The sequence below is a fragment of the Serratia fonticola genome (assembly GCF_001006005.1).
GTDB lineage: Bacteria > Pseudomonadota > Gammaproteobacteria > Enterobacterales > Enterobacteriaceae > Chania > Chania fonticola.
Window position 1 is genome coordinate 2,139,480 of the sequence record NZ_CP011254.1, and the last position, 24,326, is coordinate 2,163,805.

The 24,326-nt window shown below is 56.9% G+C and carries 22 protein-coding genes; 14 read left to right on the top strand and 8 right to left on the bottom strand.

The features are described 5' to 3' along the window. Positions 1-256 precede the first annotated feature (256 nt). Positions 257-2,593: a zinc/cadmium/mercury/lead-transporting ATPase gene (locus WN53_RS09485; protein WP_024484643.1), complete on the bottom strand. Its 2,337-nt coding sequence runs from the start codon at positions 2,591-2,593 to the stop codon at positions 257-259. 141 nt (positions 2,594-2,734) lie between these two features. Further along, positions 2,735-3,361 (bottom strand): lysoplasmalogenase, encoded by a 627-nt coding sequence (locus WN53_RS09490; protein WP_024484642.1) that lies wholly within the window; start codon positions 3,359-3,361, stop codon positions 2,735-2,737. A 164-nt stretch (positions 3,362-3,525) separates the two neighbouring features. Here WN53_RS09490 and WN53_RS09495 point away from each other — a divergent pair, with 164 nt between their 5' ends. Next, positions 3,526-3,885, top strand: coding sequence for a DUF2500 domain-containing protein (locus WN53_RS09495; RefSeq protein ID WP_021181509.1), 360 nt, complete (start codon positions 3,526-3,528; stop codon positions 3,883-3,885). Positions 3,886-3,890: 5 nt separating this feature from the next. Here WN53_RS09495 and WN53_RS09500 read toward each other — a convergent pair whose 3' ends face one another. Genes WN53_RS09500 through rsmD form a run of 3 tightly spaced genes read right to left on the bottom strand, consistent with a single transcriptional unit; the run spans position 3,891 to position 5,441 of the window. Further along, positions 3,891-4,496, bottom strand: coding sequence for a hypothetical protein (locus tag WN53_RS09500; protein WP_235166963.1), 606 nt, complete (start codon positions 4,494-4,496; stop codon positions 3,891-3,893). 59 nt (positions 4,497-4,555) lie between these two features. Beyond that, the gene (locus WN53_RS09505) at positions 4,556-4,828 is read right to left on the bottom strand and encodes a DUF1145 family protein (protein WP_021181508.1); all 273 of its coding nucleotides are present in this window, start codon (positions 4,826-4,828) and stop codon (positions 4,556-4,558) included. Next, a complete protein-coding gene (gene rsmD / locus WN53_RS09510) occupies positions 4,818-5,441 on the bottom strand; it encodes a 16S rRNA (guanine(966)-N(2))-methyltransferase (protein ID WP_024484640.1) in 624 nt (207 codons plus the stop codon). Before rsmD ends, WN53_RS09505 begins: the two co-directional genes overlap by 11 nt. 228 nt (positions 5,442-5,669) lie before the next feature. On the opposite strand from rsmD, the gene ftsY reads away from it, so the two are divergent. From ftsY to rpoH, 4 genes are all read left to right on the top strand, one after another. Then, the gene (gene ftsY, locus WN53_RS09515) at positions 5,670-7,277 is read left to right on the top strand and encodes a signal recognition particle-docking protein FtsY (protein WP_024484639.1); all 1,608 of its coding nucleotides are present in this window, start codon (positions 5,670-5,672) and stop codon (positions 7,275-7,277) included. 5 nt (positions 7,278-7,282) lie between these two features. Further along, on the top strand, positions 7,283-7,954 hold the full coding sequence (gene ftsE, locus WN53_RS09520; protein WP_021181505.1) for a cell division ATP-binding protein FtsE: 672 nt from the start codon (positions 7,283-7,285) through the stop codon (positions 7,952-7,954). Further along, positions 7,944-8,897, top strand: a complete 954-nt coding sequence (gene ftsX / locus WN53_RS09525; protein WP_024484638.1) for a permease-like cell division protein FtsX — start codon at positions 7,944-7,946, stop codon at positions 8,895-8,897. Before ftsE ends, ftsX begins: the two co-directional genes overlap by 11 nt. Positions 8,898-9,211: 314 nt before the next feature. Then, positions 9,212-10,069 carry an RNA polymerase sigma factor RpoH gene (gene rpoH, locus WN53_RS09530; RefSeq protein WP_021181503.1) on the top strand — a complete coding sequence of 286 codons (858 nt, stop codon included), beginning with the start codon at positions 9,212-9,214 and terminating at the stop codon, positions 10,067-10,069. A gap of 293 nt (positions 10,070-10,362) precedes the next feature. On the opposite strand, the gene WN53_RS09535 is transcribed toward rpoH, so the two are convergent. From WN53_RS09535 to panM, 3 genes are read right to left on the bottom strand one after another with little or no spacing between them, the layout of a single operon-like run. Then, a complete protein-coding gene (locus WN53_RS09535) occupies positions 10,363-12,438 on the bottom strand; it encodes a hypothetical protein (RefSeq protein WP_024484637.1) in 2,076 nt (691 codons plus the stop codon). Beyond that, the gene (locus tag WN53_RS09540; protein ID WP_024484636.1) at positions 12,425-13,642 is read right to left on the bottom strand and encodes a DUF3142 domain-containing protein; all 1,218 of its coding nucleotides are present in this window, start codon (positions 13,640-13,642) and stop codon (positions 12,425-12,427) included. Before WN53_RS09540 ends, WN53_RS09535 begins: the two co-directional genes overlap by 14 nt. Further along, on the bottom strand, positions 13,639-14,031 hold the full coding sequence (gene panM / locus WN53_RS09545) for an aspartate 1-decarboxylase autocleavage activator PanM (RefSeq protein WP_024484635.1): 393 nt from the start codon (positions 14,029-14,031) through the stop codon (positions 13,639-13,641). Before panM ends, WN53_RS09540 begins: the two co-directional genes overlap by 4 nt. A gap of 463 nt (positions 14,032-14,494) precedes the next feature. Here panM and WN53_RS09550 point away from each other — a divergent pair, with 463 nt between their 5' ends. From WN53_RS09550 to ugpE, 9 genes are all read left to right on the top strand, one after another. Then, a complete protein-coding gene (locus tag WN53_RS09550) occupies positions 14,495-15,610 on the top strand; it encodes a branched-chain amino acid ABC transporter substrate-binding protein (protein WP_024484634.1) in 1,116 nt (371 codons plus the stop codon). A gap of 184 nt (positions 15,611-15,794) precedes the next feature. Next, positions 15,795-16,721 (top strand): high-affinity branched-chain amino acid ABC transporter permease LivH, encoded by a 927-nt coding sequence (gene livH / locus WN53_RS09555; RefSeq protein WP_024484633.1) that lies wholly within the window; start codon positions 15,795-15,797, stop codon positions 16,719-16,721. Continuing rightward, complete coding sequence (locus WN53_RS09560) at positions 16,718-18,001, top strand: high-affinity branched-chain amino acid ABC transporter permease LivM (protein ID WP_024484632.1); 1,284 nt, start codon at positions 16,718-16,720, stop codon at positions 17,999-18,001. The genes livH and WN53_RS09560 overlap by 4 nt, the downstream gene beginning before the upstream one ends. Further along, positions 17,998-18,765, top strand: coding sequence for a high-affinity branched-chain amino acid ABC transporter ATP-binding protein LivG (gene livG / locus WN53_RS09565; protein ID WP_024484631.1), 768 nt, complete (start codon positions 17,998-18,000; stop codon positions 18,763-18,765). Before WN53_RS09560 ends, livG begins: the two co-directional genes overlap by 4 nt. Positions 18,766-18,769: 4 nt before the next feature. Further along, on the top strand, positions 18,770-19,471 hold the full coding sequence (gene livF, locus WN53_RS09570; RefSeq protein ID WP_021807790.1) for a high-affinity branched-chain amino acid ABC transporter ATP-binding protein LivF: 702 nt from the start codon (positions 18,770-18,772) through the stop codon (positions 19,469-19,471). A 92-nt stretch (positions 19,472-19,563) separates the two neighbouring features. Next, on the top strand, positions 19,564-20,751 hold the full coding sequence (locus tag WN53_RS09575; protein ID WP_024484630.1) for an aminotransferase-like domain-containing protein: 1,188 nt from the start codon (positions 19,564-19,566) through the stop codon (positions 20,749-20,751). Positions 20,752-20,944: 193 nt separating this feature from the next. Continuing rightward, positions 20,945-22,264, top strand: a complete 1,320-nt coding sequence (ugpB, locus tag WN53_RS09580) for a sn-glycerol-3-phosphate ABC transporter substrate-binding protein UgpB (protein ID WP_024484629.1) — start codon at positions 20,945-20,947, stop codon at positions 22,262-22,264. 328 nt (positions 22,265-22,592) lie between these two features. After that, entirely contained in the window at positions 22,593-23,480 is an 888-nt protein-coding gene (gene ugpA, locus WN53_RS09585; RefSeq protein WP_021181493.1) for a sn-glycerol-3-phosphate ABC transporter permease UgpA, read from the top strand. After that, a complete protein-coding gene (ugpE, locus tag WN53_RS09590) occupies positions 23,477-24,322 on the top strand; it encodes a sn-glycerol-3-phosphate ABC transporter permease UgpE (protein WP_024484628.1) in 846 nt (281 codons plus the stop codon). Before ugpA ends, ugpE begins: the two co-directional genes overlap by 4 nt. Positions 24,323-24,326: the final 4 nt, after the last annotated feature.

The following is a 24,326-nucleotide window of genomic DNA, read 5'->3' on the forward strand; positions in this document are numbered from 1 at the left end:
GGCTGTTGCGCCAGAGCCAGGGAAGGAATGAAGGTAACGACGATCAGATTCAGGATGTTATAAGAATGCAGTGGTTTCATTAACTCGACCATTACCCTGATAAATTCATAGAATTTATAGGTATGTAGTGTAAAGGTGCTTGGAGAATATATTAAAGTCCTGTGGCTTATAGGGGCATTAAGTGCGTCTTGGTCGTGCTATTTTTCAGGTAAGAACGTCAGGGCACAGTGGGTTGCGCCCTGACGATAGAATGGTCTTACTGACGTTTTTTCAACAGCCGTAAGGCGTTGGCGGTCACCAGCGCGGTTGCCCCAGAGTCTGCCAATACGGCCAACCACAGGCCGGTCATCCCCAGCAGGGTGGTGACCAGGAAAATCGCTTTCAGCCCAAGCGCAATGGTAATGTTCTGGCGAATATTGGCGTGTGTGGCGCGGGAGATGCGGATCATTTCGGCAACGCCGGTCAACCGGTTGTGCGTCAGTGCGGCATCAGCCGTTTCTAACGCCACGTCGGTGCCGCTCCCCATCGCAATGCCAATGCTGGCGGCCTTCATCGCCGGGGCATCGTTGATACCGTCACCGATCATGGCGGTAGGTTGCAACTTGCTCAGCTCAGTTACCGCGTTCACTTTGTCTTCCGGCATTAACCCGGCGCGGTAATCGATCCCCAATTCATTGGCAATGGCTGCCGCTGCGCGTGGGTTATCACCCGTGAGCATCACGCCACGAACGCCTAACTGGGCCAACTCGGCAATCGCCTGCTTAGCGTCGCTACGCAAGGTGTCACGCAACGCCAGCAAACCGATAGGCTGCCCGTCCTCTAACACCACCACTGCGGTTTTACCCGCCGTTTCCAGCGTCTCTACCTGGCTGCGCCATTCGCTGCTCAACTGGCTTTCCGTCAACTTGCCCGGAGTGCTGATCAGTATAGTTTTACCGTCAACCTTCCCTTCAACCCCAATACCCGCCAGCGCACGGCGGCCTTCGGCCAGTGGCAATGCGGCGCCGTTTTCCGCTGCGCGGTTGACGATCGCCTGTGCCAATGGGTGGTGTGAACCCGCTTCGACAGCCGCTGCGATGGCCAGCAGTTGCTGCTCGCTGAGGCCGGCTGCCGGCAGCACGTCGGTCACCGTCGGTTTGCCTTCGGTCAGCGTACCGGTTTTGTCGAACGCGATGGTCTGCACCTGACCCAACTGCTCCAATGCCGCCCCGCCTTTAATCAGCGCACCTCGGCGTGTGGCCGCCGCAAGGCCAGAGGTAATGGCCGCTGGCGTAGAGATCACCAAGGCACACGGACAACCGATCAGCAGCAAGGTCAGACCCCGGTAGATCCACATCTCCCAAGCTTCGGCAAACAGCAGCGGTGGCACCAGGATCACCGCCACGGCCAGCAGCATGATCGCCGGGGTGTAGTAACGGCTGAAGCGATCGAGGAAGCGTTCAATCGGTGCCCGACGCTCTTCGGCCTCTTCAATCAGCTGCAGGATACGGTCAATGGCATTTTTGCCCGGCTCGGAAGTGACCTTCATCTGCGCGGCCTGATCGACGGACAGGCTGCCAGCGGCCACTTTCTGACCCTGTTGGCGCTCTACCGGCACGGATTCACCGGTTAAAGCGCTCTCGTCAAAGCTGGCGAACGGGTTTAGCAATTCGGCATCGGCAGGCAAGCGGCCACCGGGCGCGATCTCTATCACGTCACCGGGGCGCAGGCTGGCCACCGGCACGCGTTTACGTACGCTGCCCTGGATAAGCAGAGCATCTTCCGGCACCAACTCCATCAATGCCTTCACGCCACGGCGTGCACGATTGGCCGCGTAGGATTCCAGCAGTTCCCCCACCATAAACAACAGCAGTACCATGGCCGCTTCGGCGGTGGCACCGATAAACAGCGCACCGATGGCGGCAACGCTCATCAGGGTTTCTATGGCGAACGGAGTGCCTGACCGAATCAGCCGCAAGGCTTTGCTGGCAATCGGCACCAGGCCGACCAAGGTGGTGGCGATGAAGGCAATTTCGCCCAGCCGTGGGTTGAAGAAGTCGAGAACCCAACTGAGTACCATCAGCGCGGAGAGCAGTATCAGAGGGCCGTATTCACCAAACCGGGAGGTTTTTGGTTCATCGCCTTGTGCCGCCGGGGTAGTTCCCAACAGGGTAAAGCCAGCCTGTTTTACCGCGTCCTGGATCCGCATGCTGACGTCGGATTGGGCATCCACCACCAGTTTTTCCGTGGCAAACAGCACGCGAGCGCTGTCGACGCCGGGGATCGACGTCACGGCATTTTCGATTTTCTTGGCACAGCTCGGGCAATCCATGCCGGTGACTTTCCAACTGAAACGCTGGCTGCCGGAAGGGGGAACGGCAGCCAGCCTGTCGCTTTCCTCATCCGGGTCGTCGGGGCCATCGCTACTGCAACAACTGGTGCCGTGCTCATGGGCCGCTTGATGGTCATGGGCAGCAGTTGCTCCAACCGGGGTTTTTTCAGTGCTACAACCATGCTGGGTTTTGGCGTGGTCATGACTACAGCCACAGCCGTGATCGTGATTATGTTCTTGATGCTGATGCTCTTGGTGATTATGTGGTTTATGAGTCTGCATAGCGCCCCCTTCAGGCAATCCAATATCATCTCAACCAGCACTCTACACCTTGGAGCTGACTCCAGAGTCAAGCGTGATATGAGAATTATTGTTAATTGCAGGGGGGCTACGGATCCGGTTGCCCGAATCCGTAGCCTGCCATTACAGATATAGCGAGCGGACGATGAGGAAATGCCCGGAGAAGTAGCAGAAGGCGACCACGGCATCTGCCGCGCGGAAGGTAAAGCGGTAGCGGTTCAGCAGCCAGACGATATTGGCCAACAGCAGCAGCGAGGTACCCGCTAGCAATGAGAAGCCAAAGTCGGTACTGCGTAGGAAATATTGTTCCCCCGCCAGCCACACCATCAGCAGCGTCATGGCGACCAGCGTGGCGATCGGCCAGCGCATCTCTTCCAACCGGCTCCAGATGATGGCCAGCAGCAGCGCGCCAATTATCAGCAGCACCAGCGGCAAGGGCCAGAACAGGCTGAAGGTCATCTGGCTGGCAAAGCTCAGGGTATACAGCAGGTGTGAGAGGAAGAAAGCGCCGATGGCGTAAAGCACCCGCTCACGTGGCAACAGCAGCAAGGCGTCACCCGCCAGCGTTGCCAACAGGCCCAAAACGATCAGGTAACCCGCAGGGCCCAATACCGGAGCCTGCCAGGCCAATAACAGCAACAGCAGCAAGGTGACCGGTTTAAACACCCAGCGCTGCCAGCGCGGGCCGCGGTAGGAGGCATCAACGAACAACCAACCGGAAAAAAATACGGCAAGGAACGGCCAACTCATATGTCTTCCTTATTTATGATAGGAGCGGGGATAACCAACTCCAGGTTGTCACTTTCTCAGTGTAAGCAGCGCGCGTGGGTTCGACAATGCTTTCTTCTGAATGCTATGTTTACGCGGTTTTAGGCGTGAATGAAATTCGCCGGGTAAAAAAAGGAAAACCGTCAATGAGTAAGCCACCGTTGTTCTTTGTTGCCGTGATCGCGCTGATTGCGGTGTTGGCGACTCGCCAATACCTCAATAAACGCCGCCAGGATGCGGATAATGACCGCCAGCCGGTGCGTACATTGCAGGTGGAGGTCAGCGCCAAGCGTGAGTTCCCCTCGCCGAATCGTCGTTCGCGGCAGCGGGAAAATATCGTGGTGGAAGATATGCGTTACGAAGTGTACTTCCGTCCGTTGACGGGCGGCAGCGAGATCAAAATACCGTTGCCGCAGCAGCAATATAATCAGATAGATAAAGGCGCTCAGGGTACGCTGAGCCTGCAGGGCACCCGCTTTATCTCCTTCACGGCGCAGAAGTCGTAGGGGCGTTAATTGCTGATTGCTGACAGTTTGCGTTGCACAGAGAGCAGGGTGCGGCGTCTTATCCAGCCGCTAGCGGGGCGAATCAGCGCCCAGTAACAGGCAAATAACGCTTTGACCCGTGGCGTAGGACAGCAGACGAAAGTTTCCGTTCGCAGCCTGGCATGCCCAGTGTTGTCTGGCACGACCATAAAGCGCAGCACCAGCTTGGCGGCCGTGGGATCGGTAAAATGGTGAAACTCGTCGGCACTTTCCAGCTTGCGCACGCCCAATTCCGGGCGCCAGAATCGGCCAGCCAGCCCAAAAGAAACTTCATGGCTATTTTGCTGTAGCAGGGTAAAAGTGTCGAAGCCAAAGGGTGCCGTGGGAGTTTGTCTGGTGCCGAAGTAGCGTTGGCGTAACCTGCCGGGTAATTGACGCAGCATCAGCAAGCGCCGGATAAAGGGATCTTCTTCCATATCCAGAGCGAGCACCGCCTGGATAATGGCTTCAGGCGAGGCATCAATGGGAGGGGACTGATGCTTTTCATAAAAGCTGAAGGTGGGAAGGTAAGGCGTGGCGCCTTGCCAGCGCCGACACTCCTGTTCACTAACGAATCCCAGTAATGCCATCATTCGTCCTTACGCCCAGCGCAGAAGTCGTAGGGGCGCCGCATGCTGCGCCCGTTAAAAGGCTATTTTTTCTTCAGCGGCGGCTGTTTTTTCTGCCAGTCCAACAGCTCAAACACGCCAAAAATAAAGATCTTGGTTTCCAGCCAGCGGCTGATGGGCTGATCTTTCGGTTGGGTGGATTTCAGTAACACCAGCTGTAGGCCGTGCATCACTACCATAAAGAACAAGGCTACGTTGATGAAGTAGGTTAGCGGCTTGGGGTACGGGTGAAACAGGTTGGTGAGCAGAAAGCCCCACACGCACAGCATCAGCAGACGGCCCAGATTAATCAGCATGTTCGGTTTTCTCTTCAAGAGTGCGGAGATAAAGGCGGTAGGCTACCTGGCCGGCGACCTTCTCGCGGTGTAGTGTCCAGGTCGCAGGAACATCGGTGGCGGCGCTTTCGGCTTCGGCCTCGACGTAAATCCAGGCCTCGTTCGCTAACCAGCCCTGTTGTTCCAACAGCGTGACGGTATCGGCCAGCAACCCTTTGCGGAACGGGGGATCGAGAAACACCACGTCAAAAGGTTGCCCGTTGCCTGCCAGCCAGGTCAAAGCATTGGTATTCACGACGCTGCCATTGCCTTGCAACAGCGCCAGGTTTTTCCCCAGCTGTTGGGCTACTGATCGTTCGTATTCCAGCAGCGTGGCGCTTTCTGCATAGCGCGACAAGGCTTCCAACCCCAACGCACCGCTACCTGCGAAGCAGTCCAGACAGCGAGCCCCACGGATCACCGGGGCTAACCAGTTGAACAAGGTTTCGCGTACGCGGTCGGTGGTTGGCCGCAGACCTTCGCTGTTTGGCACCGGCAGTTTGCGCCCGCGCCATTGGCCGCCGATGATGCGGATCTGGCCAGCGGAGGCCGTCTGCGGTTTTTTGAGCGCGCCGCGCGGTGGTTGTTTTGCCATAAAGAGTCTTAATCAGTTGCGGGGTTAACGAAAAGTTACCGCTATTCTATACCCAATCGTTAATAAGTTGCAGCCCGTAGGCGATGGGGCGCAGTGTAGGCCGGGGGGACAGCAAAACTACCTCTATGAAAGCATTGCCGATGCGTGTTGCTGTGCCAGGGAAAGTGATAGACTCGGCGAATTAAATTTTCGCATTTGCAAGCCATTGGTACGGAGTAGGGTCAGAACATGGCAAAAGATAAAAAACGTGGGTTTTTCTCCTGGCTGGGCTTCGGCCAGAAGGAAGAAGAGCAGCAACAACCTGAATCTGCCGTAGAACCGGCGGAACAGCAGGCCGCAGAAACCCCGGCTGCCCCCAAACTGGACGATAAGCTTCCTCCCCAGGAATCTGCACCAGCCGCCACCAAAGATACCCCAGGGGAGTGGGATAGCAGCCTGAGCGGCGAGCCTATCACCGAAAATATCCTGCCGCTGGATGAACACCACGCTGAGCCGGTAGCGATCGAAGAAGTTACCGTAGCGCAACAGCCTGAGCTGCAAGCAGAAGAACCAGCGCTGATTGAAGCGATTATCGAGGCGCCTGCAGAAATTATCGAGCCAGAGCCGGAAGTGATTGAAGCGGTTATCGAAGTGCCTGCTGAGATTATCGAGCCAGAGCCGGAAGTGATTGAAGCGGTAATCGAAGCGCCTGCCGAGATTATCGAACCTGAGCCAGAAGTGATTGAAGCGGTAATCGAAGCGCCTGCCGAGATTATCGAACCTGAGCCAGAGGTGATTGAAGCGGTAATCGAAGTGCCTGCCGAAATTATCGAGCCTGAGCCAGAGGTGATTGAAGAGGTTATCGAGCCAGAACTGGAACCTGAACAGCCTGAGCTGCTGGCTCCGGCGGTAACGCAAGAACAAGAGCGCCCTAGCAAAGAAGGCTTCTTCGCCCGTCTTAAACGCAGCCTGCTGAAAACCAAACAGAACCTGGGCTCCGGTTTTATCGGCCTGTTCCGCGGCAAGAAGATCGACGACGATCTGTTCGAAGAGCTGGAAGAACAGCTGTTAATCGCCGACGTTGGTGTAGAAACCACTCGTAAAATCATTGAGTCTCTTACTCTGCACGCCAGCCGTAAGCAGCTGAAAGACGCCGAATCGCTGTATGGCAAACTGAAAGAAGAGATGGCGGAAATTCTCGCCAAGGTGGATCAGCCACTGGATGTCGGTGGCAAAACGCCGTTCGTGATCCTGATGGTTGGCGTCAACGGCGTGGGTAAAACCACCACCATCGGCAAGCTGGCGCGTCAGTTCCAGGCCGAAGGTAAATCGGTGATGCTGGCCGCAGGCGACACTTTCCGCGCCGCAGCGGTTGAGCAGTTGCAGGTCTGGGGCGAACGTAACCGCATTCCGGTCATCGCTCAGCATACCGGTGCCGACTCCGCTTCGGTGATCTTCGACGCGGTGCAGGCGGCTAAAGCCCGTAATATCGATGTGCTGATCGCCGATACCGCCGGTCGCCTGCAGAACAAGGCGCACCTGATGGAAGAGCTGAAGAAGATCGTGCGGGTGATGAAAAAACTGGACGAGCAGGCCCCCCATGAGGTTATGCTGACTCTGGATGCCAGCACCGGACAAAATGCGGTTAACCAGGCGAAATTATTTAATGAAGCCGTGGGCCTGACCGGCATAACGCTGACTAAACTGGACGGTACCGCCAAAGGCGGGGTGATCTTCTCCATCGCCGATCAGTTTACTATCCCGATCCGTTACATCGGCGTTGGTGAAGGCATCGAAGATTTGCGGCCGTTTAAGGCTGATGACTTTATTGAGGCACTTTTTGCCCGAGAGGATTGATACGGATGATTCGCTTTGAACAGGTCAGTAAAGCTTATCTGGGCGGACGGCAAGCCCTGCAGGGGGTAGATTTTCATCTACGTCCGGCGGAGATGGCGTTTCTGACCGGCCATTCCGGCGCGGGGAAAAGTACCCTGCTGAAACTGATTTGTGGGATTGAGCGGCCAAGCGCCGGTCATATCTGGTTTGGCGGGCATGACATCAGCCGGTTGAAAAACCGCGAGGTGCCTTTCCTGCGCCGCCAGATCGGCATGATTTTCCAGGATCACCATCTGCTGCTGGATCGTACGGTGTATGACAACGTGGCGATGCCGCTGGTCATCGCCGGAGCCAGTACCGAAGATATCCGTCGCCGCGTTTCGGCTGCGCTGGACAAGGTCGGGCTGCTGGATAAAGCGAAGAACTTCCCCATTCAGCTTTCCGGTGGTGAGCAGCAACGCGTTGGCATTGCCCGCGCGGTGGTGAACAAGCCAGCGGTGCTGTTGGCGGACGAACCGACCGGTAACCTGGACGACGCCCTGTCGGAAGGGATCCTGCGCCTGTTTGAAGAATTTAACCGCGTTGGGGTGACGGTGCTGATGGCAACCCACGACACCGGGCTGATCGCCCGGCGTAATTACCGCATCCTGACGCTGAGCCAGGGCCGTATGGTAGGGGGGGCACAGCATGGCGAATAATGCAAAAACCGCCAAGAGCAAGGCACTGCGCGGTGGCTGGCGTGAACAGTGGCGCTATGCCTGGATGAACGCCATTGCCGATATGCTGCGCCAACCGCTGGCAACGCTGCTGACCGTGATGGTCATCGCCATTTCTCTGACGCTGCCGAGCGTTTGCTACATCGTCTGGAAGAACGTCAGTACCGCGGCGACACAGTGGTACCCAACGCCACAGCTGACGGTGTATCTGGATAAATCCCTCGACGATGACGCGGCGGTCAAAGTGCTGGATGCCATCAAGGCCGAGGCCGGGGTGGAGAAGGTGAACTACCTGTCGCGTGAAGAGGCGCGGGGCGAGTTCCGCAACTGGTCTGGCTTTGGTGGCGCGCTGGATATGCTGGAAGAAAACCCGCTGCCAGCCGTGGCGATTGTCACTCCGCAGATGAGTTTCCAGAGTTCCGATACGCTAACCACCCTGCGCGATCGCGTAGCGGCGGTGCAGGGCGTGGATGAAGTCAGGATGGACGACAGCTGGTTTGCCCGCCTGGCGGCGCTGACCGGGTTAGTGGGCCAGGTGGCCTTGATGATCGGCATACTGATGGTGGTGGCGGTGTTCCTGGTGATTGGTAACAGCGTGCGTCTGAGCATCTTCAGCCGTCGCGATACCATCAACGTGATGAAGTTGATCGGTGCTACCGACGGCTTTATCCTGCGGCCGTTCCTCAACGGTGGTGCAATGCTCGGCTTCTTCGGCGCGCTGTTGTCGCTGGTTCTATCTGGCGCACTGGTGTGGAAGCTGGAGTCGGTGGTGACCAACGTGGCGAAGGTATTTGGCACCACCTTTACCCTGCATGGCCTGGGTTGGGATGAGGCGCTGTTGTTGCTGCTGATTTCGGCGATGATCGGCTGGATTGCCGCCTGGTTGGCCACCGTGCAACATTTACGCCGATTTACACCACAATAGTGAATTTTTGGTATACTCTTCTCCTGCTGCGGCCCGGTTGCCGTGCTGCGGGAGAAGAGCTGCCAGACCTCAACATCTCCGATCTCTTCTCAAACGCACAAATTCCCAATCAACCTGAGCTTGCATGACGTATTGTCGTGTGCACTGTGTGTGAAAAACGGTGAACTTTTGGGGTTGAGCACGGTCCAAATCTGCAGCAAATGTTTAGGTGCCCGGCGTGTGGACCCGCTTTTGCAACAGCAACTGCCGCAAGATCAATAGCTCCCCGCCGTGAAATCACCTGCATGACCAGTTTTATCAAGAGAGGGTTTTGAATGACCAAAGAAATGCGCACTTTAGCCTTAGTCCCACAGGGCAGCTTGGAAGCCTACCTGCGGGCAGCCAACACCTATCCGATGCTGACGGCAGAGGAAGAGCGGGAACTGGCTGAACGGCTGCATTATCAGGGCGATCTGGAAGCAGCTAAGCAGCTCATCCTGTCTCACCTGCGCTTTGTCGCTCATATTGCCCGTAACTATTCAGGGTACGGTTTGCCGGTGGCAGATCTTATCCAGGAAGGTAATATCGGCCTGATGAAGGCCGTGCGTCGCTTCAACCCAGAGGTTGGCGTACGTCTGGTGTCCTTTGCGGTGCATTGGATCAAGGCAGAAATTCACGAATACGTGCTGCGCAACTGGCGTATCGTCAAAGTGGCGACCACCAAGGCACAGCGCAAGCTGTTCTTCAACCTGCGTAAAACCAAGCAGCGTCTGGGCTGGTTCAATCAGGACGAAGTGGAGCTGGTCGCGCGCGAGCTGGGTGTCACCAGCAAAGACGTGCGTGAGATGGAGTCGCGCATGGCGGCACAGGACATGACCTTTGACCCAACGCCGGAAGACGAAGGGCGTGACGGTCATGCCATGGCCCCGATGCTCTACCTGCAAGATAAAAGCTCGGACTTTGCCGAAGGGATCGAAGAAGATAACTGGGAAAGCAACGCCGCAGACAAACTGGCCTACGCGCTGGAAGGTCTGGACGAGCGTAGCCAGCATATCATTCGCGCCCGCTGGTTGGACGACGACAACAAGTCCACCCTGCAGGAGCTGGCCGATCAGTACGGCGTTTCCGCCGAACGTGTACGCCAGCTGGAAAAGAACGCCATGAAGAAACTGAAGATGGCGATCGAAGCCTGATACCGATAGCGCTTAACGCTCGAAAAGCCCGGCTTGCCGGGCTTTTCTGTTTTTGTCACACGGCTTTACCCCTCACCCCAGCCTATGCCCGAGGGCGTCATAAACACTTGTGTGGGGGAGAGGGAGCTAGCCCGGAGCCTCAGTTAGATGCAGGAGATAACTTGTAGCACGCTAATACCTGCTTCTGTGGGGAAGGGGCGATAGGGGGGCAGCAGAATAAACTCAGAGATTAATTTGTGGCACGGGCGGTCCCCTCTCCCTGTGGGAGAGGGTTAGGGTGAGGGGTCGGTTCACTAGTTGGCTGTGGTATCAAACTCCGGTGCCGGGCAGTTGTAGCCAAACTTGGTTCCCCACTCAAACTGGGTGCCGTTCTTGATATACCGCTGATACAGCGCCCGACCGGTCTTGGCGTCGCGGGCTATCACCCAACCAGCGGCATTACACAGCACGGCAGCGTAGGCCTGGCTTTTCGGTGGCAACAGGTCGGCGGCCTTTTGCGCCAGATCCACCGCCTGCCAGCGGTAATGCAGGAAACGGTTATCCGCATCTGGCAACGATTTCTTGGCCCGTGCCGCTTCTGCCGCGCTGATCCAACTCTTGTCTTTGATATCCTTGGTGTTGAAAGCATCCCCCAGATAGGAATACCCCGCGCCATAAATATTGTAATCCGGCGTCATTTCGTAACCGGTGAAATCCAACCCCTGCGAGCGCAACAGCGCCGCCGCCTGATAGTAGCTTTTGGCGCGTGCGTTCTTATCTGCCGATTTATCCTTCGCCGCTTTCATCAGGTTGGCAAAGTCCTGCGCCGCTTGGCGGTAGTTCGGAATGGCAAAGTAGTTCACCGCCTCCTCATAGCGGCCAGCGCGCATCATGCGCCGTGCCAGCAATTCACGCAGTTGAACCTCTTGGGTGATCCGCTCGCCATTGTATTCATCGGGTTTGACCGGCTTGAGCGGCGTGGTGGGCGCTGGTGCATGCTTATCCACAAAGCCTTTCAGCTCATCGACCGTCAGCACCCGCTCGGCGATATCCGCCACGTCTGCCCAGTAGTTTTCTTTACCGCGATACATCAGGTCCATCGCTTGCAAATAGTCACCACGGTTCAGCGCCAGAATGGCCTGCTCGCCGGCAACTCGGCAATCCGGCACGATCATTTCGGCTGCGAAGTCTTCGTTACGCTGCTCCCCCCAGCTTTCATCCGTAGGGAATGCGGCTGCGGCTTTGGCATAGGCGGCAGTGGCGGCTTTCACATCACCATCACGCAAGGCCATTTTGGCACGTAACCACCAGGCTAAACCGCCATCACCCGCATTTTTCAGCAGGTTGGCCGCCATGGCATATTGCCCGGAACGATAGGCCAGCGCCGCCAGCCGGTCGCTACCGGTGAAACCACTTTTAACCGAGTCATTCAGCAGCGTCAGGGTCTGATTGACAAGCTGTTTGACGCCGGTCTCACCGTTAATGATGCCGGACATCTCCAGATTACTGCTGCGGGCGAACAGCTCAATGGTGACCAACTGCTGCACCAACGGATCGTGAATGGCCTGTTTTAACGCCTCCACATGCTGCGGGTTGACCAGATAGGTGGAGATATATTGCAGCGAGAGACCACCATCGGGATCGCCTTGGGCGGCCTGCTGAGCATATAGCTGTGCCGCCGGAGCGATTTCCCCGAGCCACAAATGAATACGTGCTTGCTGGCCCAGGCTACTCAGAGCCAGTTGATCGGGATCGGCGGTGCCACTTTTCACCTGGTCGATCACCTGTTGGAAGGCGGCCAAGGCCTGCTCAAGCTGCGCTTTCTCCGGATGTTTCACCACCGGCTCGCTACCGGATTCGTTTTCCGGCGTGCCATGATCGCCCATCAGCAGGCGGCCAAGCGAGTATTGTGCCCGTAACCCCCATGCTTCCTGCTCGGCGGCTGGCAACGCCAACACCTGCTGGAAATATTGCGACGCCCGGGGATCTTCTGCGGCAAAAGCCACTGCCCCCAGCGTATATAAGCGCGCGGCATTAGATAGCCCTTGCGCATTCACCGCATCGGCTTCCTCTACGGTCTGGGTTGCCCGCATCTGGGCAATGGCTTGCTGTTCCGGCGAGAGGGGCATCGGTTTTGGCGGTGTCGCCGGGGCCGGGGCCTGCCAGCGTGGCAGCTGCGGGTCTACCGGTACCAGACGGGTGGCTTCGAAAGCGAAGTTGCCCTCAGGCATATACAGCAGGGTGCCGTTGCGGTTAACCAGCAGGCGATTGGGGAAGTCTGGCCCACAGGCCTGGCCGCTCAGCGGCACCATCAATGCCGCAGCGATCAGTGATGCTAACGGGAGCGCACGGCGACGGTGCCCTGTTGTGTGCAAATCAAGGTATGACATGGGTGCCTCCTGGCGTGATCTGTTGGCAGCGTAGCCAGCCCAAGGGGCGTGATTGCCCTGCTCGTAGCTGATCGCCGCTAATGCGGATAAAGCGTTGGGGGTCCGATGGCGTTGCCAACTGGTAATGGCCTACCGCGTCGGCGGTCAGGCAACCTTCGGCCTGAATGTGGATCTCACGCGGTAACGGGGCATCCACCGGTCCCTGATTCTCGATAATCAAATCATACAGCCCATTTTGCTGAGGCTGCGGCAAAAATTTTACCTGCCAGTTGGCGAGCAATGGCTGCTGTTGGATCACTGCCCGTAGCGTAGCCATCGACCAGGCGCGCCGATCGTTTTCCAGCGGCAGGCGGAACCAGATAATGCCGCGCAGATGTGGCAGTGGGCGTTGTGCGAGCTGCTGCAAGAAATCGGCAATCTGCTGCGGTGCTACGGTCAGCTCCTGGATTTGGCCCGCCACGCGCTGCGAGACTTCACTCTCAACCAGAGCCCCCTGGGCATCGAACCCTAGCAGAGCCATGCCGTAGGCTGGCAGAGCGATACGGAAGGGTTTAGGGCTAAGGCGCGCGTACTGGCGTGTCCACTCCTGCGCCAACCGGCCGTCGAATAAACCTTGTGTGGGGGAGAGCACCGCATGCACCTGAAGCACCGAGCTGTCTACCTGTTGCAGTACGCCAGGCAGCGCTGGGGAGCCGAGCCAGGCGGGCAGGGCGGTGATGCCTAGCTGTAATGAAGAGGGAAGCCGTTGGCGCAGTTGGCGCAGGAATTGTTGATATTTGGGTAGCCGTGCGGTAGCGGCGTCATGGTCGATCTCCACGCCAATCACCGGTAAACCGGCCGCCTGCCAGCGTTGCAGCTGTTGCTGCAGACGTTCGTAGATGGCGGCCTCATCCAACTGCATCAGTTGCCCGTCTACCCGCACTACCAGCCATAGTGGGCGGCCATCCTGTTTCAGCAGGGCGGTATTGACCGTGATGTCCCGGAAACCCTCACGGGGATGCACCTGCAAACCCAACACGCGCAGGGTAGTAAACAGGTCACGGCTGGCAGCCAGCGCCTCGGCATGTTGAGGTGTCCACACCCTTTGCCAAACGTAGGCCTGCTGATCCCAAGGTTGATGAAGAGTCATGGCCTGGTAGCGCCCTGCAAACCAGGCCATGACTGCGAGCAGCATAATGACGATCAGAGCTATCCAACGTTTCATTTTTGCCAGCAATCGCCCTGAGCCTGGAATCCGCAGGCACGCATAAAGTTGCCGACCTCGCCTCGTTCACGAGCGGCCAACCCGGCAGTATCCAGTTGCCAATGTTGCACCTGTGGCAATTGGCGTTGGGTATCTTCCATCAGATACAGCCCCACGCCACGGCGGCGTGTCACTTCGCGCACCAGCAGATCGTGCAATTGGGCGCTCTGGCCCGCTATCTCGATTTTTACCGCCCCCAGCAGCCGCTCGTTAAAACGGGCGGCAAACAGTGCTTTCCCCTCCTCCAGCCAGCTTAGCCACTGCTCAGGCTGTTGATGTGGCCAGATTTTACCAAGGTCGATAAGGTCTTGTGGGGATAAGCTGGTCAAGCGTTCAATGGTCAGTTTCATGCCGGATTTCCGCACCGATAAGGGATGTCGACAGTGTAATGGATCTTGCACAGCGCGTTGTGTAAGTTTTTCTATACGAGGTCTGCGTGAAATGTTTTTTGCTGCGGGCATTTTCCGAGTAAACGGTTAGTTAATGGCATGTTAACCAGCACATCGCGCTGTTCCTTGCGCTAAACGGCGCAGATTTAATCCGGATTTTATCCTGTTTACACCGCTTGTTTCTGGTGCTGTGAGTTGCTTTGCAGAAGAAAACTCCTGTTTAATGGCATGAAAAATAAAGTCTTATTAGAAAATATTGTCGCGAATCTACCTAAATCATTATTACTTATAGATAAAAGCGATTTACCGGTGTTTTGCAAGCCACAGTCAGTTGGCCGTTACTTGCAATCTGCCGGGTAGAAACAATGATTAGGTGTGACAAATACAACAGAAATACTCACAACGACAGATGGGGAATATGCGGATGAAATTAACAAAGGGTAAAGCGCTGCTGGCCGGTTGTATCGCGATGGCTATCGGCCATGTCGCTGTGGCAAAAGACATCAAGATTGCCGTAGTGGGCGCCATGTCCGGCCCGGTGGCGCAGTATGGTGATATGGAGTTCACCGGTGCGCGTCAGGCGATTGCCGATATCAACGCCAAAGGCGGGATCAAGGGCGATAAGCTGGTGGCGGTAGAGTATGACGATGCCTGTGACCCGAAACAGGCGGTAGCGGTAGCCAACAAGGTCATCAATGACGGTATTCGTTACGTGATCGGCCACCTGTGCTCTTCTTCGACCCAGCCGGCCTCCGACATCTATGAAGATGAAGGCGTGATTATGATCACCCCGGCGGCGACCAACGCCGATCTGACCACCCGTGGTTACAAGATGATCCTGCGCACCACTGGCCTGGATTCCGATCAAGGCCCAACGGCTGCCAGCTACATCCTCAACGAAATCAAGCCCAAGCGCATCGCTGTGGTCCACGACAAGCAGCAATACGGTGAAGGCTTGGCGCGTTCAGTGCGTGACAGCCTGAAAAAGCAGGGTACCGACGTAGTGCTGTTTGAAGGTATCACCGCTGGGGATAAAGATTTCTCTACCTTGGTAGCTCGTCTGAAGAAAGAAAACGTCGATTTCGTCTATTTCGGCGGTTACTACCCGGAGATGGGGCAGATCCTGCGTCAGGCCAAACAGGCGGGCATGACTACTCGCTTCATGGGGCCAGAAGGTGTGGGTAACTCCTCGCTGTCCAACATCGCCGGTGCCGCGTCTGAAGGTATGTTGGTGACGCTGCCAAAACGTTACGATCAGGTGCCAGCCAACCAGCCGGTGGTTGATGCATTAAAAGCCAAGAAGCTGGATCCGACTGGGCCATTTGTCTGGACCACCTATGCAGCACTGCAATCGCTGGTTACCGGGATGGAGCGCAGCGGTAGCCAGGAACCGGCAGATATCGTCAAAGATCTGAAAACCGGCCAACCGGTGGCAACCGTCATGGGCCCACTGAGCTGGGATGATAAAGGCGATCTGAAAGGCTTCGAGTTCGGGGTGTTTGAGTGGCATGCCGACGGCTCATCAACGCCGATTAAATAATATACCCGTCGCCTTTCACGTTGCAGCGTTGTTGGCTGCACGGGTGCACCCCAGTCACTTAGTTAACTAAGCTCCTGGGGATTTACCAGTTTGCCGCCTAGCTGCAACGTGAAATTCATAGGGTATATCGTTCCTGATTTTTTATTCCAAGCTGCAATATAAAAACGTGGCCAAGGGTCAGAGTATGTCAGAGCAGTTTCTCTATTTTCTGCAGCAGATGTTCAACGGCGTGACGCTGGGCAGCACCTATGCATTGATCGCCATCGGTTACACCATGGTCTACGGCATTATCGGCATGATCAACTTCGCCCACGGCGAGGTATATATGATCGGCAGCTATGTCTCCTTTATCGTGATCGCCGCCCTGATGATGATCGGCATCGACGTGGGTTGGCTGCTGATCGGCGCAGCGTTCCTGGTGTCGATCGTGATTGCCAGCGCCTATGGCTGGAGCATCGAGCGGGTGGCCTACAAACCGGTGCGCAGCTCTAAGCGCCTGATTGCGCTGATCTCCGCCATCGGGATGTCGATATTCCTGCAAAACTACGTCAGCCTGACGCAGGGTTCGCGTGATGTGGCGTTGCCAAGCCTAGTCACCGGCCAATGGGTGTTGGGTGAGAGCAACGGCTTTGCCGCGACCATCAGCACCATGCAGCTCATCATCTGGGTGGTCACCTTCCTGGCGATGCTGGCACTGACGATGTTTATCCGTTATTCGCGTATGGGCCGCGCCTGCCGTGCCTGTGCGGAAGATTTGAAGATGGCCAGCCTGCTGGGCATCAATACCGACCGGGTGATTTCGCTCACCTTCGTGATCGGCGCGGTGATGGCGGCGGTGGCGGGCGTACTTCTTGGCCAGTTCTACGGCGTGATCAACCCTTACATCGGCTTTATGGCCGGGATGAAAGCCTTCACCGCGGCGGTACTGGGCGGGATTGGTAGCATTCCTGGGGCGATGATCGGTGGGCTGGTGCTGGGCGTGGCTGAAGCGCTCACCTCGGCCTATCTGAGCACCGAATACAAAGACGCGGTGTCCTTCGCCTTGCTGATTGTGGTGTTGCTGGTGATGCCAACCGGCATCCTTGGGCGTCCGGAGGTTGAGAAAGTATGAAACTCGGTCTGCTTAACGCCTGTATTGCCACGGTCGTCCTGTTTGTCATGGCCTCCTTCCTGATGGGGATGCAACTGAGCCTCGACGGTACCAAGCTGGTGGTGCACGGTGCTGCCGAAGTGCGCTGGATGTGGATTGGTATCGGTTGTGTGGTGGTGTTCTTCTTCCAACTGCTGCGTCCGCTGATGCAGCATGGGATGAAGAAAATCTCCGGCCCGTCGTTTGTATTACCCAGCTTTGACGGTTCCACCATGCGCCAGAAGGTGCTGGCAGCGGCGATCATCATTGCCGCCGTCGTCTGGCCGTTCCTGGTGTCGCGCGGCACGGTAGATATTGCCACCCTGACGCTGATCTACGTGATGCTGGGGCTGGGCCTGAACGTGGTGGTCGGCCTTTCCGGCCTGTTGGTGCTGGGTTACGGCGGCTTTTACGCCATCGGTGCTTATACCTACGCATTGCTGAACCATTACTACGGCCTGGGGTTCTGGGAAAGCCTGCCGCTGGCGGGGATTGTCACCGCTATCTTCGGCTTCCTGCTTGGTTTCCCGGTATTACGCCTGCGGGGAGACTATCTGGCGATCGTCACGCTCGGCTTTGGTGAAATCGTCCGTATTCTGCTGCTGAACAACACCGAAATTACCGGCGGGCCGAACGGCATCAGCCAGATCCCGAAACCTACCTTTTTTGGTCTGGAGTTTAACCGCAGTGCTCGCGATGGCGGCTGGGATACCTTCCATAACTTCTTTGGCCTGAAATACGATCCCAGTGACCGCATCGTGTTCCTCTACCTGGTAGCGCTGCTGCTGGTGATATTGACGCTGTTTGTGATTAACCGCCTGCTACGCATGCCGCTGGGCCGTGCCTGGGAAGCGTTGCGCGAAGATGAAATCGCCTGCCGTTCACTGGGCTTGAGCCCGACCAAAATCAAACTGACCGCCTTCACCATCAGTGCCGCCTTTGCCGGTTTCGCCGGTACGCTGTTTGCCGCACGTCAGGGGTTTGTCAGCCCGGAATCCTTCACCTTTGTGGAGTCGGCCTTTGTGCTGGCGATCGTGGTGTTGGGCGGCATGGGCTCACAGTTTGCGGTGATCCTAGCGGCGATCCTGCTGGTAGTGTCCCGTGAGATGATGCGTGATCTGAATGAATACAGCATGTTGCTGCTGGGGGCGCTGATGGTATTGATGATGATTTGGCGGCCACAGGGGCTGCTGCCGATGAAACGCCCGCAGTTGAAGCTGAAAGTGGCTGATATCAAAGCCGTGAAGGGGGAGCAGGCATGAGTACTCAACCTTTACTGGCGGTAGCCGGGCTTTCGATGCGTTTTGGCGGTTTGCTGGCGGTAAACAACGTCGCGCTGGAACTGCATCAAGGTGAGATTGTTTCATTGATTGGCCCGAACGGCGCAGGCAAGACCACGGTGTTCAACTGCCTGACCGGGTTCTATCGCCCGACCAGTGGTACCATCAAACTGCGCGATCGCCATCTGGAAGGGCTTTCCGGCCAGACTATTGCCCGCATGGGCGTGGTGCGTACCTTCCAGCACGTGCGGTTGTTCCGTGAAATGACGGTGATTGAAAACCTGCTGGTGGCCCAACACCAGCATCTGAAAAGTGGCGTGTTTGCCGGTTTGCTGAAAACCCCGGCGTTCCGCCGTGCAGAGGCCGATGCGCTGGAGCGTGCGGCGGTGTGGCTGGAACGTGTGGGTCTGTTGGACATGGCCAACCGTTCGGCGGGTAATCTGGCCTATGGCCAGCAGCGTCGGCTGGAGATTGCCCGCTGCATGGTAACGCGCCCGGAACTATTGATGCTGGATGAACCGGCGGCGGGCCTGAACCCGAAAGAAACCGATGAGCTGGATCATCTGATCGTCGAGCTGCGTGACCAGCACCAGGTGTCGGTGTTGTTGATTGAGCACGATATGAAACTGGTGATGGGGATTTCCGATCGCATCTACGTGGTGAATCAGGGAACGCCGTTGGCGCAAGGCACACCGGCAGAAATCCGCAATAACCCGGACGTGATCCGGGCCTATCTGGGCGAATAAGCATATGTTGTCATTTAATCAGGTTTCCGCCCATTACGGCAAAATTCAGGCGCTGCACCAGGTCAGCCTGAACATTCAACAGGGGGAGATTGTCACCCTGATCGGCGCCAACGGTGCCGGTAAAACCACCCTGCTCGGCACGCTATGCGGCGACCCAAGGGCCAGCGAAGGGTCCATCACCTTGATGGATCAGGACATCACCCAGTGGCAGACAGCGCGCATCATGCGTGAGGCCGTGGCGATCGTACCGGAAGGGCGGCGGGTGTTCTCGCGCATGACGGTGGAAGAGAACCTGGCGATGGGCGGTTTCTTTGCCGATCGCGAGCAGTATCACCAACGTATCGAGCGGGTATTTACCCTGTTTCCACGTCTGCTGGAGCGCCGCAGCCAGCGCTCTGGCACCATGTCCGGTGGTGAGCAGCAGATGCTGGCGATTGGCCGTGCGCTGATGAGCCAGCCCAAGTTGCTGCTGTTGGACGAGCCTTCACTCGGGCTGGCCCCCATCATCATCCAGCAGATTTTCGACATCATCCAACAGCTGCGCGAAGAGGGGATGACCATCTTCCTGGTGGAACAAAACGCCAATCAGGCACTAAAACTGGCGGATCGTGGTTATGTGCTGGAAAACGGGCGCGTGGTGTTGGAAGATACGGGGGCCGCATTATTAGCAAACGAAGCAGTACGGTCGGCGTATTTGGGCGGATGAATCGGTAGGGATCGAACATGTTCGACCCGGCTGCCTATCAGGGTGTACCAGAACGTGTTGCGCCCCTATTTTAACGATTACGAGAACAAGCAATGAAGACAGAAGGACTACTCGCGCAGCGCATCGTAAAGGTCAAAAGCTCGGCAATCCGCGAATTGCTCAAGCACAGCAAAATGGAAAACGTCATTTCGCTGGCGGGTGGCATTCCCTCTGATGCGCTGTTTGACTTCGAAGGATTGAGCATTGCTACCCAGCAGGCTATTACCGAACAACCGAAAAGCGCTTTCCAATATGGGCTGACCGAAGGCAGCGAACTGCTGCGTGAAGGCATCTGTACCCTATGCGCACAGCGTGGCGTTAATGCCAAGCCGGAAGATATCGTGGTGACCGCAGGCTCCCAGCAGGCGTTAGATCTGGTGATGCGTGCGGTGATTAACCCTGGTGATGTGTTTGTGGTAGAGCGCCCGACCTATCTGGCGGCGCTGCAAACGCTGGAACTGGCGGAAGCCAACGTCATGTCCGTCTCTTCCGACAGCGACGGCATGGTAGTGGATGAACTGGCTGAACTGCTGAAAACCCAGAAGATCAAAGGGGTGTACGTGGTGCCGAACTTCGGCAACCCGAGCGGCCTGACCCTGAGCGCCGCACGCCGTGAGCAGTTAGTGAAACTGGCGGTAGAGCATAATTTCCTGATTATCGAGGATGACCCCTACGGCGAGCTGCGCTTCACCGAAGAGCGTAATGCTACGCTGTATCAGGTTTCGCAGCAGGTGCTGGGCCATACCGAAAACATTATCTATACCTCCACCTTCTCGAAGATCCTGGCTCCGGGCCTGCGCCTGGGTTGGGCCATCCTGCCGCCATTCCTGCTGCATAAAGTGGCGATCATCAAGCAGGCGGCGGATCTGCATGCCAGCGCGCTGTCGCAGAGCATCGTCGAATGTTACCTGGGGCTGGATCGTTTACCGGCGCAGATCGAAAAGATCCGCGCGGCCTACAAGCACAAAGGCGAGATCCTGGCCGGGTTGGTGGAAAAAGAGCTGGGTGATGTGATCAGCTTTGATATGCCGAAAGGCGGCATGTTCCTGTGGGCGCGCTTCCGTCAGCAATTCGATGCCACCGAGTGGCTGAAAACCACCCTGAAGCAGGGCGTGGTGTTTGTGCCGGGAGAATACTTCTTCTCTGACAAACCGGATCGCTCTACCTTCCGTCTGTCGTTTGCCACGGCAACCGAACAGCAGATGCAAGAGGCCGTCGCCCGCCTGCGTCGCTCGCTGTAATCTCTCTGCGGCGGTGGGGTGAATTCCCTACCGCCGACATCAAACCGCCATCTGCACTTCACCTCGCTGTCATCTAGCTGTCACGCCAAAGTTATTTTACTGTCATCCGCGCATGGCATGTTTAGCATCCGAACAAAAACTGTTTCTTTTCGCTCACGCGTTTTGATCACACCAGCTTTTTCAGGAGTTAGGCATGTTTGCTCACGCGATTAAAAAAACCACGTTGTGCGTTACCTTGGCCCTGGCGGTCAGCGGCCATGCAATAGCTGCCACCGAGATCCCATTCTGGCATTCGATGGAAGGGGAATTGGGTACCGAAGTCGACTCTCTGGCAGACCGTTTCAACCAAACTCACAGCGATGTGAAGATCGTCCCGGTTTATAAAGGCAACTACGAACAGAGCCTGGCGGCGGGCATTGCCGCTTACCGTTCCGGCAAGGCACCGGCGATCCTGCAAGTGTACGAAGTGGGCACCGCCACCATGATGGCGAGCAAGGCGATCAAACCGGTGTATCAGGTGTTCCAGGAGTCGGGCATCAAGTTCGATGAGTCGGTGTTTGTGCCGACCGTGGCCGGTTACTACACCGATAACAAGAGCGGCCATCTGCTGTCCCAGCCTTTCAACAGCTCCACCCCGGTGCTGTATTACAACAAAGACGCCTTCAAGAAAGCGGGCTTGAACCCGGATCAGCCACCGAAAACCTGGCAGGAACTGGCGGCCGATGCCGCCAAATTGCGCGCGGCTGGCATGAAGTGCGGCTACACCAGCGGTTGGTTGGGTTGGATCCAACTGGAGAACTTCAGCGCCTGGCATGGCGTGCCGTTCGCCAGTGAAAACAACGGCTTTGGTGGCACCAATGCCAAGCTGGAGTTCAACCAGCCGCTGCAGGTTAAACATATTCAGTTCCTGCAAGACATGAACAAGAAGGGTGACTTCACCTACTTTGGCCGCAAGGACGAACCGACCGAGAAGTTCTACAACGGCGACTGCGCCATGGCGACTGCTTCTTCCGGCTCGTTAGCCAGTATCCGCAAATACGCCAAGTTTGATTTCGGCGTGGGCATGATGCCTTACGATGCTGACGCCAAAAATGCACCGCAGAACGCCATTATCGGCGGGGCCAGCCTGTGGGTGATGAACGGCAAAGACGCGGCGACCTACAAAGGCGTGGCGGAGTTCCTGCAATATCTGGCCCAGCCTGAGATTGCCGCCGAATGGCATCAAAAGACCGGCTACTTGCCGATCACCACTGCCGCCTATGAAATGACCAAGCAGCAGGGCTTCTACGACAAAAACCCAGGGGCCGATGTGGCCACCCGCCAGATGCTGAACAAACCACCGTTGGCGTTCACCAAAGGGCTGCGTCTGGGCAATATGCCGCAGATCCGTACCGTGGTGGATGAAGAGCTGGAAAGCGTGTGGACCGATAAGAAAACCCCACAGCAGGCGCTGGATGCCGCCGTACAGCGCGGTGACGTGTTGCTGCGCCGCTTTGAGGCCTCCACCAAGTAAGCGTCAGATTGGGCGTTCTTTTGCCAAACGACATCGATCCACTCCCTCTCCCTTTGGGCTGAGGAATCCCCACTAATTTTTTCTTAGTGGTTTCAGAGAATTAGAGCGAGTGTTTTACGATCAATCTGTTCCATTTTGTTCGTAAATTGGCAGTGAGAGAATGACGAACCACTTCTTCTCTTCTGCTTGAGGCTGTTTTTTAGTCCGTTTTTGGGCAAAAAACAGCCTATTTCTCGTCTCAATTTTTCTGGGGATTCCTCAGCCCTTTGGGAGAGGGCTGGGGTGAGGGGCTGCTACCGATCCTCATCCCCATTTAACGGTTAACTCTATGTCATCATCCCGTCCCGGCTTCGGCTGTAGCTGGCTGCCCTATGTGTTGGTGCTGCCACAACTGCTGATCACCGTCGTTTTCTTCCTGTGGCCTGCCGGTCAGGCGCTGTGGTACTCGGTACAAAGCGTCGATCCGTTTGGCCTTTCCAGCCAGTTTGTCGGGTTGGACAACTTCACACAGCTGTTCCAGGACCCGTATTACCTGGACTCTTTCTACACCACGCTGTTGTTCAGCTTCCTGGTGGCCGGTGTTGGCCTGCTGGTCTCGCTGTTCTTTGCCGCGCTGGTGGACTATGTGCTGCGCGGCAGCCGTTTCTATCAGACCTTGATGATCCTGCCCTATGCGGTTGCCCCTGCGGTAGCGGCGGTGCTGTGGATCTTCCTGTTCAGCCCCGGCATGGGCCTGATCACCCATGTGCTCGCCGGTTTCGGCTACGACTGGAACCATGCGCAAAACAGCGGGCAGGCGATGTTCCTGGTGGTGCTGGCATCGGTTTGGCAGCAGATCAGCTATAACTTCCTGTTTTTCCTGGCCGCGTTGCAATCTATCCCGCGCTCCCTAGTGGAAGCTGCGGCGATCGACGGGGCAGGCCCGGTGCGGCGTTTCTTCAATCTGGTGCTGCCGCTGATCACGCCGGTGAGCTTCTTCCTGCTGGTGGTCAACCTGGTGTATGCCTTCTTCGACACCTTCCCGGTGATCGACGCCGCTACCGGCGGTGGGCCGGTGCAGTCGACCACCACGCTGGTGTACAAAATCTATCGTGAAGGCTTTGCCGGTCTGGATCTGTCCAGTTCAGCGGCGCAGTCGGTGGTGCTGATGCTGCTGGTGATTGGCCTGACGGTGATCCAGTTCCGCTTTGTCGAACGTAAGGTGCGTTACCAATGATTGAGAACCGACGCGGGCTGGATATCTTCAGCCATACGATGCTGATTGTTGGCGTGCTGGTGGTGCTGTTTCCGCTATATGTGGCCTTTGTGGCCGCCACGCTGGACGATCAGCAGGTGTTCCAGGTGCCTATGACGCTGGTACCCGGAGGCCACCTTTGGGACAACATCCGCCATATCTGGCAGGGCGGTGTGGGTACCCTCAAGGTGCCGTTCTCGATGCTGCTGCTCAACAGTGTGATCATGGCGCTGGCGATCACCTGCGGCAAGATCGTGGTCTCGGTGCTTTCCGCCTATGCCATCGTCTATTTCCGTTTTCCGCTGCGTAGCCTGTTCTTCTGGCTGATTTTCATGACGCTGATGCTGCCGGTCGAGGTGCGTATCTTCCCGACGGTGGAAGTGATCTCCAACCTCAACCTGCTGGATAGCTACACCGGCCTCACGCTGCCCCTGATGGCATCGGCCACGGCCACCTTCCTGCTGCGTCAGTTCTTTATGACCCTGCCGGATGAGCTGCTAGAGGCTGCACGCATCGACGGAGCCGGGCCGATGCGCTTCTTTTGGGACATTGTGTTGCCGCTGTCGAAAACCAATCTGGCGGCGCTGTTTGTCATCACCTTCATCTACGGCTGGAACCAGTACCTGTGGCCGATCCTGGTCACCAGTGACGCCTCAATGAGCACGGCGGTAGCGGGGATCCGCAGCATGATCTCTACCTCCGGCGCGCCAACCCAGTGGAATCAGGTGATGGCGGCAATGATTTTGACTTTGATCCCGCCGTTGGCGGTGGTTCTTCTGATGCAGCGCTGGTTTGTGCGCGGTCTGGTTGATAGCGAGAAGTAACGAA